The organism is Salinivibrio sp. MA440 (genome assembly GCF_001996265.1).
GTDB lineage: Bacteria > Pseudomonadota > Gammaproteobacteria > Enterobacterales > Vibrionaceae > Salinivibrio > Salinivibrio costicola.
Genome location: NZ_MUFI01000015.1, coordinates 35261 through 49190 on the forward strand (window position 1 = coordinate 35261; position 13930 = coordinate 49190).

14 protein-coding genes are annotated in these 13930 nt (G+C 49.5%); 11 read left to right on the forward strand and 3 right to left on the reverse strand.

The features are described 5' to 3' along the window. The first annotated feature begins 7 nt into the window (after positions 1-7). Genes prfA through kdsA form a run of 5 tightly spaced genes read left to right on the forward strand, consistent with a single transcriptional unit; the run spans position 8 to position 4051 of the window. A complete protein-coding gene (gene prfA, locus BZG80_RS06655; RefSeq protein ID WP_077575927.1) occupies positions 8-1096 on the forward strand; it encodes a peptide chain release factor 1 in 1089 nt (362 codons plus the stop codon). Beyond that, positions 1096-1941 carry a peptide chain release factor N(5)-glutamine methyltransferase gene (prmC, locus tag BZG80_RS06660; protein ID WP_077669039.1) on the forward strand — a complete coding sequence of 282 codons (846 nt, stop codon included), beginning with the start codon at positions 1096-1098 and terminating at the stop codon, positions 1939-1941. The genes prfA and prmC overlap by 1 nt, the downstream gene beginning before the upstream one ends. Before the next feature lie 31 nt (positions 1942-1972). Next, positions 1973-2356 (forward strand): SirB2 family protein, encoded by a 384-nt coding sequence (locus BZG80_RS06665; protein WP_025673295.1) that lies wholly within the window; start codon positions 1973-1975, stop codon positions 2354-2356. A gap of 2 nt (positions 2357-2358) precedes the next feature. Next, positions 2359-3168, forward strand: a complete 810-nt coding sequence (locus BZG80_RS06670; RefSeq protein WP_025744492.1) for a SirB1 family protein — start codon at positions 2359-2361, stop codon at positions 3166-3168. 31 nt (positions 3169-3199) lie between these two features. Beyond that, positions 3200-4051, forward strand: coding sequence for a 3-deoxy-8-phosphooctulonate synthase (kdsA, locus tag BZG80_RS06675; protein WP_077679011.1), 852 nt, complete (start codon positions 3200-3202; stop codon positions 4049-4051). 104 nt (positions 4052-4155) lie between these two features. Here kdsA and BZG80_RS06680 read toward each other — a convergent pair whose 3' ends face one another. Then, complete coding sequence (locus BZG80_RS06680) at positions 4156-4596, reverse strand: TM2 domain-containing protein (protein ID WP_077640413.1); 441 nt, start codon at positions 4594-4596, stop codon at positions 4156-4158. Positions 4597-4696: 100 nt separating this feature from the next. Then, positions 4697-5611 carry a LysR family transcriptional regulator gene (locus tag BZG80_RS06685; RefSeq protein WP_077640475.1) on the reverse strand — a complete coding sequence of 305 codons (915 nt, stop codon included), beginning with the start codon at positions 5609-5611 and terminating at the stop codon, positions 4697-4699. Positions 5612-5742: 131 nt separating this feature from the next. Between BZG80_RS06685 and BZG80_RS06690 the strand changes: the two genes are divergently transcribed. The 6 genes from BZG80_RS06690 (at position 5743) to BZG80_RS06715 (ending at position 13151) form a co-directional block, all read left to right on the forward strand. After that, a complete protein-coding gene (locus tag BZG80_RS06690) occupies positions 5743-6783 on the forward strand; it encodes an HlyD family secretion protein (protein ID WP_077460065.1) in 1041 nt (346 codons plus the stop codon). 2 nt (positions 6784-6785) lie between these two features. Then, entirely contained in the window at positions 6786-8333 is a 1548-nt protein-coding gene (locus tag BZG80_RS06695; RefSeq protein ID WP_077679012.1) for a DHA2 family efflux MFS transporter permease subunit, read from the forward strand. Positions 8334-8653: 320 nt separating this feature from the next. Beyond that, positions 8654-10000 (forward strand): Na+/H+ antiporter NhaC family protein, encoded by a 1347-nt coding sequence (locus BZG80_RS06700; RefSeq protein WP_077660759.1) that lies wholly within the window; start codon positions 8654-8656, stop codon positions 9998-10000. Positions 10001-10271: 271 nt separating this feature from the next. After that, on the forward strand, positions 10272-11945 hold the full coding sequence (gene ushA, locus BZG80_RS06705) for a bifunctional UDP-sugar hydrolase/5'-nucleotidase UshA (RefSeq protein ID WP_077660760.1): 1674 nt from the start codon (positions 10272-10274) through the stop codon (positions 11943-11945). Positions 11946-12041: 96 nt separating this feature from the next. Then, a complete protein-coding gene (gene ybaK / locus BZG80_RS06710; RefSeq protein WP_025744494.1) occupies positions 12042-12515 on the forward strand; it encodes a Cys-tRNA(Pro) deacylase in 474 nt (157 codons plus the stop codon). Between the two features lie 18 nt (positions 12516-12533). Further along, complete coding sequence (locus BZG80_RS06715) at positions 12534-13151, forward strand: LysE family translocator (protein WP_077679013.1); 618 nt, start codon at positions 12534-12536, stop codon at positions 13149-13151. Between the two features lie 77 nt (positions 13152-13228). On the opposite strand, the gene smrA is transcribed toward BZG80_RS06715, so the two are convergent. Further along, a complete protein-coding gene (gene smrA / locus BZG80_RS06720; RefSeq protein ID WP_025744495.1) occupies positions 13229-13813 on the reverse strand; it encodes a DNA endonuclease SmrA in 585 nt (194 codons plus the stop codon). Positions 13814-13930 lie beyond the last annotated feature (117 nt).

A 13930-nucleotide genomic window follows, 5' to 3' on the forward strand; every position in this document is an offset into this window, starting at 1 on the left:
GAGATTTATGAAAGCATCAATATTAGCGAAGCTAGAATCGCTGGCGGAGCGCTACGAGGAAGTACAACACCTGCTCGGAACGCCTGAAATCATTAGTGAGCAGAACAAATTTCGTGCGCTGTCGAAAGAGTACGCGCAGCTGGAAGAAGTGATCAAATGTTTTACGGCGTTTAAGCAAGCCAAAGAAGACCTCGCGGCTGCGCAAGAAATGGCTAACGAAGATGATCCTGACATGCGCGAGATGGCGCAAGAAGAAGTCGCGCAAGCCGAGCAAAGCATTGTTGCGTTGACCGATCAGCTGCAAATCTTATTGTTGCCGAAAGACCCGAACGATGACCGTAACTGCTTTTTGGAAATTCGTGCTGGGGCCGGTGGCGACGAAGCCGGGATTTTTGCGGGTGACTTGTTCCGCATGTATAGCCGTTATGCCGAGCAACGCGGTTGGAAGCTGGAAATGATCAGTGCCAGTGGAGGAGAGCACGGCGGCTTTAAAGAAGTCATTGCACGTGTGGCTGGCGAAGGCGCCTACGGTGTGCTGAAATTTGAATCTGGCGGTCACCGTGTACAACGCGTACCTGCCACCGAGTCGCAAGGTCGCGTCCATACGTCAGCGTGTACCGTGGCGATTTTGCCTGAAGTGCCAGAAACGGAAGCCCCTGAAATTAATCCGGCCGACTTGAAAGTTGACACCTTCCGAGCCTCAGGAGCGGGCGGGCAGCACGTCAACACCACGGACTCTGCGATTCGCATTACTCACTTGCCGACCGGCACTGTGGTGGAATGCCAAGATGAGCGTTCACAACATAAAAACCGCGCCAAAGCCATGTCAGTACTGGCAGCACGTTTGATTAAAGCGGAAGAAGAAAAACGCGCTGCCGAGGAAGCCTCAACCCGTCGTAACCTGCTTGGCTCGGGCGATCGTTCCGATCGGATTCGGACTTATAACTATCCGCAAGGTCGCGTCTCCGATCATCGCATTAACTTAACCTTGTATCGTTTAGACGATGTGATGCAAGGGGATCTCGATAGCTTGGTGGATCCTGTGATTCAAGAGCATCAAGCGGATCAATTAGCGGCCTTGTCTGAGCACCCATAATGACAGTCACGATAGGCGCGTTGCTGGCCGATAGCACCACTGAGCTCACCGCATTATCCGGTGGCTCAGCGGGCATTGATGTCAAAGCCTTGCTCTGCCATGTGTTAGCGCAACCTACCAGCTATCTCTACACCTGGCCCGAGCGCAAACTCACCGCGGCACAACTGGCGCAATTTCGTCAGCTGTTTGCCCGCCGACTGCAAGGAGAGCCGATTGCATACATTCTCGGCTACCGTGACTTTTGGACCCTGAGACTGAATGTGTCGCCAGCGACGTTGATCCCGCGTCCAGAAACCGAACTCTTGGTAGAGCAGGCGTTAGCGCTTCTGCCAGCGACCCCTTGTAGGGTGTTAGACTTAGGCACCGGCACGGGAGCGGTGGCATTAGCCATTGCCAGTGAGCGCCCCGATATCACCGTTGTGGGCGTTGATTTGATGCCAGAAGCAGTGATGTTGGCAAGCCGAAACGCGGATGCGCATCAAATTAACAACGTCCACTTTATTCAAAGTGACTGGTTTAAGGCGTTAAGCGATATGCATCGGTTTGATCTGATTGTCAGTAATCCGCCTTACATCGATGAGACGGATCCGCATCTGCAACAAGGGGATGTTCGTTTTGAGCCCATGAGTGCGCTGGTGGCTGAAGACAGTGGGTTGGCAGATATTCGTTATATTGGTCAATCCGCCCCCGATTACTTAGTCGCCTCTGGCTGGTTGATGGTCGAACACGGCTACAACCAGGGAGAAGCGGTGCGTCGTGTATGGAAAGAAGCGGGTTGGCACAATCTCCAAACCCAACAAGATTACGCTGGGCTCGATAGAATCACCTTGGCACAGCGACGTTAATTGAGACTGACAGGAAGCAGGAATCATTATGATCTACATGGCCCTCAAGCACACCCACTTACTGACCGTGGTATTAAGCCTCTCTTTATTCGTGATCCGTTTCGTATGGGTGATGCGTGATAGCGAGATGATGAACAAAAAATGGGTCAAGGTCACGCCGCACGTGGTCGACACCTTGTTATTGACCACCGGTGTCGCATTGATTTTTGTCACCGGTTTTATACCGTTTACAGAGTCTGGTGCGTGGTTAACCGAAAAGCTGACCTGTGTACTGGCTTACATTGCATTAGGCTTTGTTGCTTTACACTACAGCCGCGGCAAACTGTTCCGGACACTGGCGTTTTTTGGTGCATTAGGGTGGGCCTATGCCGCCGCTAACTTAGCACTGATTAAAGTTCCACACCTAATGGGATAAATATGATGCCATTAACCGATCAACAATTAGATTCGCTAACACTGGCAGAAGGGGCTATCAGCCTCAACCATGCCATTGATGCGTCGATCGACGCTCATCAAGTGAAGGCCTCTCTCGATCGTCTCGCGGATGAAGCGGAGCATCAGCTCGGCGCCGAGCCCGATATGGCGCTGCGTCTTGAGGGATTATGCCGTCTTTTTTATCACCAATGGCAGTTTAAAGGCGATATCGAACAGTACTTTTCTTCCGATAATGTCTTTTTGGATAAAGTCTTAGCGCGTAAAACCGGGATCCCCGCTTCACTGGGGGCAGTGTTTTTATACCTCTGTGAGCGCTTATCTTTACCCGTTCAACCCATCGCTTTTCCCAGTCAATTAGTGTTGAGAATTGATCAACTGGATAACGCTCCTGTGTTTATTAACCCCTTCAATGGCGAACGTGTGAGCCAACGTACTTTACGCGGCTGGTTAAAAGGGAGCCAAGGGCCGCTGGCGGAGCTTGAAGATTCACACTTATTGCCGAGCGACAATCCAACCATTATTGGTCGTTGGCTGACGGTGGCCAAAAGTGCTTTATTACGCGAAGAAAAGTACGCCCTGGCACTGCGTTGTAGTGAGCTTGCGTTGACCTTTAGCCCAGACGATCCTTACGAAATTCGTGATCGTGGCTATATTTTTCAGCAGTTGGATTGCGATCGCGTAGCGGCGACCGACTATGAATATTTTATTGAGCAGTGCCCGGACGATCCGGCCGCTGAGCTGTTAAAAATGCAAGTGAAAGCGCTTAACGAAGAGCAACCGACGTTACATTAATGCGTATTAACGCATGATAAAGGATACCCCTATGACGCAAAAAACCGTCCATATTGGCGATACACCTGTTGCGAATGATCGCCCGTTCACCTTGTTTGCTGGCATGAATGTGCTGGAGTCACGTGATTTAGCGATGCAAATTTGTGAGCATTACGTCAAAGTGACTGACAAACTTGGCATTCCTTACGTCTTTAAAGCGTCGTTTGATAAGGCGAATCGCTCCTCGGTGCACTCTTATCGTGGCCCAGGGATGGAAGAAGGGTTAAAGATTCTTGAAGAGCTCAAGCGTACCTTTGGCGTCAAAGTGATCACCGATATTCATGAGCAATACCAAGCTGCGCCCGTGGCGGAAGTCGCCGACGTGATTCAGTTACCGGCGTTTTTGGCTCGCCAGACCGATTTGGTCGAAACCATGGCCAAAACTGATGCGGTGATTAACGTGAAAAAGCCTCAATTTATGAGCCCGGGGCAAGTGGGCAACATTGTTGATAAATTTGCTGAGTGCGGCAACGAGAAGGTGATTTTGTGTGAGCGTGGTAGCTGCCATGGTTACGATAACCTGGTCGTTGATATGCTGGGTTTTGATGTGATGAAAAAAGCCTCAAACGGTAGCCCAATTATTTTTGATGTCACCCACGCGCTCCAGTGCCGCGATCCGCAAGGCGCTGCATCCGGCGGCCGTCGTCAGCAAACCGTTGATTTAGCACGTGCAGGTCTAGGCACTAAAATTGCCGGCTTGTTTATCGAAGCGCACCCAGACCCAGATAATGCCCGTTGTGATGGCCCCTCAGCCCTGCCGCTTAATAAACTCGAGCCTTTCCTCGCGCAAATGAAAGCCCTGGATGATGTGATCAAAAGCTTTGCAGATATCGATATTCGCTAATTGGCGAATGACCGAGACCCAGAAAGCTGCCTATTGGCAGCTTTTTTGGACTCATAAGTAAATATGATGCTGTAAAGGTGACAACGTGTAGTCAGAGAGTACTGTTAAAACCAGCCTTTGTGGCCATTTACATAGGTCGCTTCAAACTCTTTATCTGTTTTGATCAGATAAATGATGAATTCAACAAAAGCAATAATCCCTATAACTATGCTAGGGATACCAAGCAAGATAAAGCCAAATAGGAAGGCTAACAACATGATTAGGCCTTCTTTGGTATAGCCAAGATAGAATTTATGTACGCCAAATGCCCCAAAGAAGAAAGCCAACAAGGCTGCTGGTATTTTCTTTGAGCTGGTCGAGGATACTGCTTCACCGAATACAGCGGTAGCCTTTCCATTGGATAGCGCAAAATCAACATTCATACCAGTCTCTGGTAGCGTGCCAGATTTCCACTCGTCCATTGTTAGATTATATTCAATACCGTCTTCACCGGTGATCAGACCTTCGCGCTTTGTATTGTCAAAGCTCTTTATTACCCCTTTCATTTTTACTCCTGTAGCGTAGAAAAAAATAGACAAAGTTTTTAGCACACTTTTACTTATTGTCCAGTAATTTATTTTTATGTTGAACTGGCTAGACAGTTTTTCAAGGAGTCACACCTTGTTGCATGTCTTCGTTTAGGCGCGTTACTAAATAATCAATCAGAGTGCGGAGTCGTTTGGGCATCAAGGTACGATTGGCATACACCAAGCTGATGGGTACCGTCGGCATTTGCCAGTCGCTAAGCAGTTGGACCAAACGACCTGACTCAAAGTGAGGACGACATAAGAACGTCGGCAATACCGCAATGCCGAGGCCATCAAGGCATGCCTGCAACGAGGCTGTAATGGTGTTGACCCGCAGCTGATAGGGGAGGTCGACACTAAAACTCTGCCCCTGCTTGTCAAATAACTCCCACGCTAACAGCTTCACCGCTTGGTTATACACTTTGACTTGGCGATGCGGTGAACGAAGATCGGCAGGGCTTTGCACCATGCCAGTTTCGGCTAAATACGCTGGGCTTGCCGCTACCACACGGGTTGAATTGGTGAGCAGGCGTGAAACGAGGTTTGAGTCTTTGCGTGTCCCCACTTGCGCGTAGAGGTCAATGCCTTCACCAATAATGTCGACTTCACGGTTACTCATCTCAAGGTGCACGCGGATATGCGGATGCAGTTTGATGAACTCGTTGATGTAAGGCCCCAATACCTGATGACCGAGCTCAACGGGCATCACCACATTTAAATCCCCTTGGATCAATTCTTGGTGAGCGGTGATTTCAACTTCTGCCTGTTCCATGATGTCTTTCGCCAACAGGCACGATTGGTAAAAGCGCTCGCCCTCTGCGGTCAGCTTTAAACTGCGCGTGGAGCGCGTGATCAAACGCACACCTAGATTGCGCTCAAGATCAGAGACTTTTCGACTGACCGTCGATTTTGTCATTCCCAGTGCCTCAGCCGCTTGCGTGAAACTGCCTAATTCCACCACTTTCACCAAGATAGCGAGCGCATTGAAGTCCAACATCCTTCCTCTAATTAAGTTTATTTTTGCAACAGTGTTTTTGATTATAGCGCGATTATTAATTAATACGATTGGTTTACAATTCGAAATACTTTGCTTGGTATTGATTTAACTAACATTAGTGAGACCTCATGACAGCCTCAACCGCTTCGAAACGCATTAAAGCGCCGCTATTGGCGACCTTGATATTCCTCGTGATTGGTGTGCTTGGTGCCGGGTACTGGTGGATGGAGGGGCAGTACCATGTCTCGACCGATAACGCCTACCTAAAAGGGGATATCGTCACCATCAGTCCCAAAGTCGCTGGCTATATCGTTGCCCGATATGTCGACGATAACCAGTTTGTAAAAGCCGGGACCTTACTGGCCGAAATTGACGATCGCGATTATCGCACCGCGGTCTCACAAGCTAAAGCAGCACTCGCCTCGGCAAGCGCTAGTGTCGAGCATCTGCACGCACAACAAACCTTGCAGAACAGTAAGATCCGTCAAGCCGCGAGTCAGATGGCATCCGCGCAAGCCGAGTACGATCGTGCCAAGCAGCAAGTGGCCCGGACCCAGCGTTTAATCGCGCAACATTATTCCTCTGAAGATGAACTGGATGCCCAACTTGCGCAGCAAAAAGTACGACTCGCCCAGTTGGAACAAGCTAAAGCCGCGCATCATGCCGCCAGTGACCAATTAGCTGTATTAGCCAGTGAGCTGAAACAAGCCCAAGCTGCGATTGATGATGCCACCGCTAAGCTGACACAAGCGCAGCTTAACTTGGATGACACCCGCCTTTATGCGCCTGTTGATGGGGTGATTGGTAAACGGAGTTTGCGCGTTGGCATGCTGGTTCAGCCGGGTATGCCGTTAGTCAGCTTGGTGCCTCAAGGGAAGGTGTGGGTTGAAGCGAATTTTAAAGAAACACAGATCGCGCATATCCAGCCGGGGCAATCGGTGGATATTGAAGTGGACGCGTTTCCCGGACAAGCACTACATGGCGTGATCGATAGCTTCTCGCCAGCCACGGGCGCACAGTTTGCGCTGCTGCCCCCTGAAAATGCCACGGGGAACTTTACGAAAATTGTTCAGCGGGTGCCGATTAAAGTCCGGATCCCTGATCAGCCACTTAAAGCCAAGTTATTGCCAGGGTTATCCGTGATTGCAACGGTAGATACACGAGGCTGAAGATGACCGCGACTACGTTAACGGCTGATGCCTACAGCGAGCAGGTGCCGCTCAAAAACTGGATTGCTCTCTTGGGTGGGTTGATTGGGGCCTTTATGGCCATTCTCGACATTCAAATCACCAATGCATCGCTAAAAGATATTCAAGGGGCGCTGTCGGCGACCTTGGACGAAAGCTCGTGGATCTCGACGTCCTATCTGGTGGCAGAGATGATTGCGATCCCGCTCAGTGGTTGGTTGTCGCGGGCGCTGGGCGTACGGCGCTATCTGACATGGACTACTGCGGTGTTTACGCTTTCGTCTTTTTTATGCTCACTGTCTTGGAATATGAGCGCGATGATCGTGTTTCGAGCGATGCAAGGCTTTAGCGGTGGCGCGCTGATCCCATTGGCTTTCTCGCTGGTGGTGCAACTGTTACCCGCCAACAAACAGGCGATTGGTATGGCGATGTTCGGTGTCACGGCGACGTTTGCGCCTGCCATTGGACCGACCTTTGGTGGCTGGCTGACGGAAAATCTGTCGTGGCACTATATTTTCTACATCAATATTCCACCAGCAATGCTGGTGATAGCCATGATCCGCTACGGACTTGAGGATTCGCCGTTATCATTGTCATTGCTGAAAAAGGCCGATTGGGTCGGAATTGCCACTATGGCGTTAGGGCTCGGCTGCTTAGAAGTGGTTCTTGAAGAGGGCAATCGTGAAGATTGGTTTGGCTCGTCATTTATTATCACGCTCAGTGCGATTTCCGTGGTGAACATTGTCTACTTTGTGATTAACGAGCTGCAGCACCCCCGTCCACTGGTGAACTTGCGGCTACTGAAAGACAAGCAATTTGCCTTATCCTGCTTTGCCTATTTAATTTTGGGTATGGCCTTACTTGGCTCGATTTACGTGTTGCCGCTGTATCTCACCCAGATCCAACACTACAACGCGATGCAAATTGGCCAAGTGCTGATGTGGATGGGGCTGCCACAGTTGTTACTCTTTCCGCTCGTGCCTAAGTTAATGCGCGTGTTTCGCCCAACTCACATGGTGACATTTGGCTTTGTAATGTTTGGGTTAAGTTGTTACGTCAATACACACATGACCGTCGACTTTGGTGGTCAGCAGCTGGTTTTATCCATGATCCTGCGTGCCATTGGTAGTCCATTTATTATGGTGCCTTTGTCGATAGTGGCACTGAAGCATATCCAGCGTGATGACACGCCAGATGCCTCCACACTCACCAATGTGATGCGTAATTTGGGCGGTGCGTTTAGCATTGCCATGATAGCTACCTTGCTAGATAACCAAACACGCTTGCACTTGGCGAACATCAAAGCCACCTTGTCCACAGTGAGCGAGCAAGGTTGGCAGCGTTTGCACCAACAAACAGATTGGTTTATCGCCACAGGCAGTGATGCCACCACTGCGTTGCATCAAGCACAAGCCAGCGTGTTGAGTGTGATGCAACGTGACGCCGCGATTATGGCGTACAACGATGCCTTTATTGTGATGACCGGCTTTTTAGCATTGGCAGCCGTAGTGATCCTCTCGCTCGAAGACTAACTCCCGCTCGATAGTCACCACGCAAAATGGGAGCGGTGTACTGCCGCTTCCTTCGCTATCCTTCCTGATAAGTTCAAGTAGCTTGACCGACAAACAGCGTTGTCCGATGCATTCGGCTATTGTCGCTGTCTTTTCGTCTGCCACAGTGTCATTTGTTCAGGGTCGCCTTGCGGGAAAGATCAGCTTTGGTTGCGAAACACTGTCTAGCAGTGAGTACGAGCCGTTGAGGTTTTTAGATGTTTAGACGTCTATTTGTTGACTGGACGGCTAGAGGGCTGTAATCTTGTTGACAGTTTTATAAGAGGTATAACAAAACTGCCATGACAACATCAGCAAACACCACACCGAAGCCTTCTGCGCTTGCACTGCTTCCCCTGATTTTATTTTTAATCCTTTTTATTGGATCGGGCGTGTATTTTACCTTAGAAGGTGTCGACTACGCATTTTATCAATTGCCTGCACACGTCGCGATTTTACCCGCGGTGATCTTGGCCATTGGCCTAAGCCGTGAGCGCCTGAATACGGCCATTGAGCAGCTCATTCGTGGCATGGGACATGGTGATATTATTGCCATGTGTTTAATCTATTTGCTGGCTGGTGCGTTTTCTTCGGTGGCGGATGCAACCGGGGGCGTGGAAGCCACGGTCAATCTTGGGTTAGCGCTGATCCCCGAAAGCCTTATTCTGCCGGGCTTGTTTGTGATTGCGGCGTTTATTTCCACCGCAATGGGCACCTCGATGGGCACCATTGCCGCGCTTGCGCCTTTTGCATTGAACATGGCCACTGCAACCGGTCAATCGCCCGCTGTCATGGCAGGTGTATTGCTGAGCGGCGCGATGTTTGGCGATAACTTATCGTTTATCTCTGATACCACAATCGCGGCCACGCGCTCACAAGGCTGTAGCATGCGTGACAAGTTTAAAGAGAACGTTGGCATTGCCATTCCTGCTGCCATCGCTGCGATCATTCTGTTTGTATTTAATAATCAAAGTGCGCCAGTTGAAGCGCCTGAGAGCATTAACTACTTGGCGGTTATCCCTTACCTTTCGATCATCGTATTGGCACTGGCGGGACTAAATGTGTTTGTTGTCCTGACTTCAGGTATTTTGCTGGCGATGGGTGTGGGTCTGATGAGCACGCCTGACTTTACCTTGATGACGTTTAGCCAAGAGGTCAAAGACGGCTTTGCCAGCATGCAAGAAATCTTCGTACTCTCGTTAATGATTGGTGGTATTGCTGAATTGATGCGTTGCCAAGGTGGATTAAGCTTTTTGACCAACACAGTCAATAAAGTGATTGTCCGCTTTCAGAAAAACCAAGGTCAGCATCACTCTCGTGCGAGCGAGTTTGGCATCGCCTTGTTAGTGTCTTTCGCTAACTTATGTACGGCCAATAATACCGTGGCCATTGTTGTATCGGGCCAAGTGGCTAAAAATATAGCAACTGAGCATTCCGTACCGGCTAAGCGAAGTGCAAGCTTGTTGGATATCTTTTCATGTGTCGTGCAGGGCATGATTCCTTATGGCGCACAAATTCTGTTACTCGGTGCAAGCTTTGGGCTATCTCCTTTAGTGATTGTCAGCCATTCTTACTACTGTTTCTTTTTAGCCGCTTCTGCCTTAATTGCTGTCAGTAGTCGTCATTGGTGGCAAGCGCGCCGCGCGTAACCGTCATTTGATAAAACCACGGTGCTGGCTTTGCCTGTCTCATTAGATAAGCAAAGGCTGCACCGTTTTTTAATGGCTTAGAGTCTTGGCTCTAGAAATTTTGCCCCGATCACCAAAGTCAGTAATTTTGGATATCGTATAGTGATCATCGCAACAAAAATATGAAATGGCTCAGCGCTATAGCAACAATTCTTTTAGACTAGACAGCGTTTTCTAACCACCGACAATGATGTCGATGGTGGTTTATCCCTCGCTAAAAAGGTCTATGATCATGAAGGAACGTCTTTGTTTAAAGGCAGCGGTTAGTGCTGCGTTAATTGCATCATTGGCAGGGTGTGCCAACTCAGGCTCTGAGACACCAGAGCAAGGTTGGGCGCCAGATACCACTTATAAACTCACCATTCTTCATACCAACGACAATCACGGTCGTTTCTGGCACAACCGCTATGGCGAATACGGCATGGCCGCGCGCAAAACGCTGATCGATGAGCTGCGTACAGAAGCACAAGCAGAAGGCAGTGAAGTGCTACTGCTCTCAGGCGGTGACATCAATACCGGTGTCCCAGAGTCTGATCTACTCCACGCGGAACCGGATTTTAAAGGGATGACGCGCATCGGTTATGACGCCATGGCAATTGGTAACCACGAGTTTGATAACCCATTGAGCGTGCTCGAGCAGCAAATGCAGTGGACCGATTTTCCAATGCTGTCTGCCAACATTTACGATAAAGAAACGGGCGAGCGTAAATTCCAGGCCTACGAGATGTTTGAGCGCAATGGCTTAAAAATTGCGGTTGTCGGTCTGACCACAGAAGATACCGCGAAAATTGGTAACCCTGAGTACATTGGCTCGCTTGATTTCCGTGATCCGAAAGCAGAAGCGAAAAAAGTGATCGCCAAGCTCAAAGAAACCGAAAAGCCGGATATCATTATTGCGGCAACCCATATGGGCCACTATGCCGATGGCAAAAGCGGTGTAAACGCCCCGGGTGATGTGGCGTTGGCGCGCTATATGGATGATGGCGACCTTGACCTTATCATCGGCGGCCATTCACAAGAGCCGGTTTGTATGGAAGGACCGAACACGTATAACGAGAGTTTCGAGCCCGGTGATGCGTGTACCCCAGACCAGCAAAACGGCGCGTGGATCATGCAAGCCCATGAATGGGGTAAATATGTCGGTAAAGCCGAGTTTGAATTCCAGAATGGCGATTTAAATCTTGTCAGCTACGATCTTATTCCTGTGAACCTGAAAAAGAAAATCAAGGTTGATGGTGAGAGCCAGCGCGTCTTTATTCAAGATGAAATCGCAAAAGACCAAGCTTTGTATGACTTCTTGAAGCCATACCAAGACAAAGGCCAAGAGAAGCTCAACGTTAAGATTGCTGAGAGTAACGGCAAGCTAGAAGGCGATCGTGATGTGGTGCGCTTCCAGCAAACCAACCTAGGCCGCTTAATTGCTAAGTCGCATATGGAACGCGCTAACGCTGACTTTGCGGTGATGAATTCAGGCGGTGTGCGTGACTCTATTATCGCCGGTGATATCACTTACAAAGACGTGCTTAAAGTGCAGCCATTTGGCAACATGGTCACTTACACCGACATGAGCGGTAAAGAAGTGATGGATTACCTCAATGTGGTTGGCACCAAACCTGCAGACTCTGGCGCGTATGTCCAATTTGCCGGCGTTTCAATGGTGGTTGAAAACGGCAGCGTTCACGATGTGAAAATTGGCGGCGAACCGATTGATATGGAAAAAACCTATCGCTTTACCGTGCCAAGCTTTAATGCGGCCGGCGGTGACGGTTATCCAAAACTGACTAACCACCCAGGTAACGTCAACACAGGTTTTGTCGATGCGGAAGTGCTTAAAGACTACCTTGAAGCAAACAGCCCTATCGACGTCAACGATTATGCGCCACAAGGTGAGATTGTTTACAAATAAAACCGGATAAAATGGCGATAAAGATAAAGCGGCACCGATGCAGTGCCGCTTTTTTTATGTAATGATAATGCGGTGTTGGAGTAGCAGAGAAACATTATGACGCCAGCAATAAAATTGGCAGAAAAACAGGGGATTGCCTTCTCGGTTCATCAATATGCGCATGATCCAAATAATCCAAATTTTGGCGATGAAGCGGTTCAAGCGTTGGGGCAGGATCCGGCCCGAGTCTTTAAAACCTTATTGTTTTGTATCAATGGTGACAGTAAACAGCTGGCCGTTGCTATTGTGCCGGTAAAAGGAAGCTTAAACCTTAAAGCCGCCGCAAAAGCCGCGGGCGGGAAAAAAGCAACCATGGCCGACCCTCAGGTGGCACAACGCGCAACCGGATACCTTGTTGGTGGCATTAGTCCGCTCGGACAGAAAAAGCGTCTACCGACGTTTTTAGATGCCTCAGCAAAACAGTTTTCAACCCTGTGCGTTAGCGCGGGCCGTCGCGGTTTAGAAATTGAACTATCCCCGGACGATCTGATGACGTTAACCGCGGGGCAGTATGCCGCGATTGGCGAGTAAAAAAGAGGATAAACAAGCATGACATTGACCACTTGGGCATCGTTAGCCTTAGTTTGTATGCTGGGAGTGATGTCACCAGGGCCCAGCTTGGTGGTGATGGCAAAACATAGCCTCGCTAACAGCCGCCTACATGGCATTGTCGCCTCATGGGCCCATGCGTTTGGTGTTGGCCTGTATGCGTTAATTACCATGTTAGGGTTAGCGGTTATCTTTAAACAATCGCCTATCTTGTTCACGATTATCGCCTACGCAGGGGCGGCGTATCTCGGTTGGTTAGGGATCAAATCACTCCTGAGCAAAGGCGGCGTCGCGGCAAAGCTAGAGGCGGGCAAAACCGCAAGCCTTAGCGAAGCGGCGCGTGATGGCGCGATGATTTCCATGCTAAACCCTAAACTGGCGCTCTTTTTTATTGCCTTATTCAGTCAATTCGTCGCAGTAGGGTCTGACTTATTCAGTCGCAGTGTGATTGTGCTAACCCCGTTATTGATTGACGGGCTTTGGTATACATTGGTGGCATTTTTGCTCTCAAGCCCCACCATTGTTGACAAAATCCGTCATCGTGGCGCTTGGATTGACAAGCTGTCAGGGGTGGTTTTAATCGCGCTAGCAATACGCGTGGTATTTACGCTGCAGTAAAGCAATAAAGCAATAAAGCAACAAAGCAACAAAGCAATAAAGCAAAAAGACTGGCAACTCGCCAGTCTTTTTGTTGTTCAGGCACGGTGACTGAGATGTCGTTCGCGGGTTTCTAACTTTTTCTCTTGGCTCTTTTTGAGCATCACATACAGCGCACCCGATCCGCCTTGATGCCGCAGAGCAGAATGAAAGCAGAGCACGTCAGAAATTTGTTGCAGCCACTGGCAGACATAGCTTTTCATCATTGCCGGTGGGTTGCTCCTTTCGCCTTTACCGTGAACGATAATCACGGTACGCACGTCCATTCGTTGGCACTGCTTTAGGAAGCGGAGAATTTCATCACGGGCTTTTTCCAACGACATCTTGTGCAGATCAAGTCGAGCATTAATGTCATATTTACCCAAGCGTAGCTTACGAAAGACCCCGTCTTGCACGCCATCCCGCTTATAAGCCATGACGTCGTCGGGTTTAACCATGGTGGCATAATCCAGTGATAGATACTCAGGATCACTGTGAGCTAACCTTTGCGCTGCGTACTGACGGGCAAGTTGCGCTTCAGTCGGCGAGTGTGGTCCGGCTTGGTCCTCAACCGTGTCCTGTTCGATTGGCGCCACGTCAGACATCATTTCTCGGAATAGCTCAAATTCGTTTTTATCACTCATCACTACAGGGCCATCTACGTCGTGGAGTCATTTGGGACAGTATAAACGAAAATAAAAAAAGAAACCTAGCGCCACACTCTGTGACCAACCGTGTAACACTAGGTTAAGCAAGTTTGC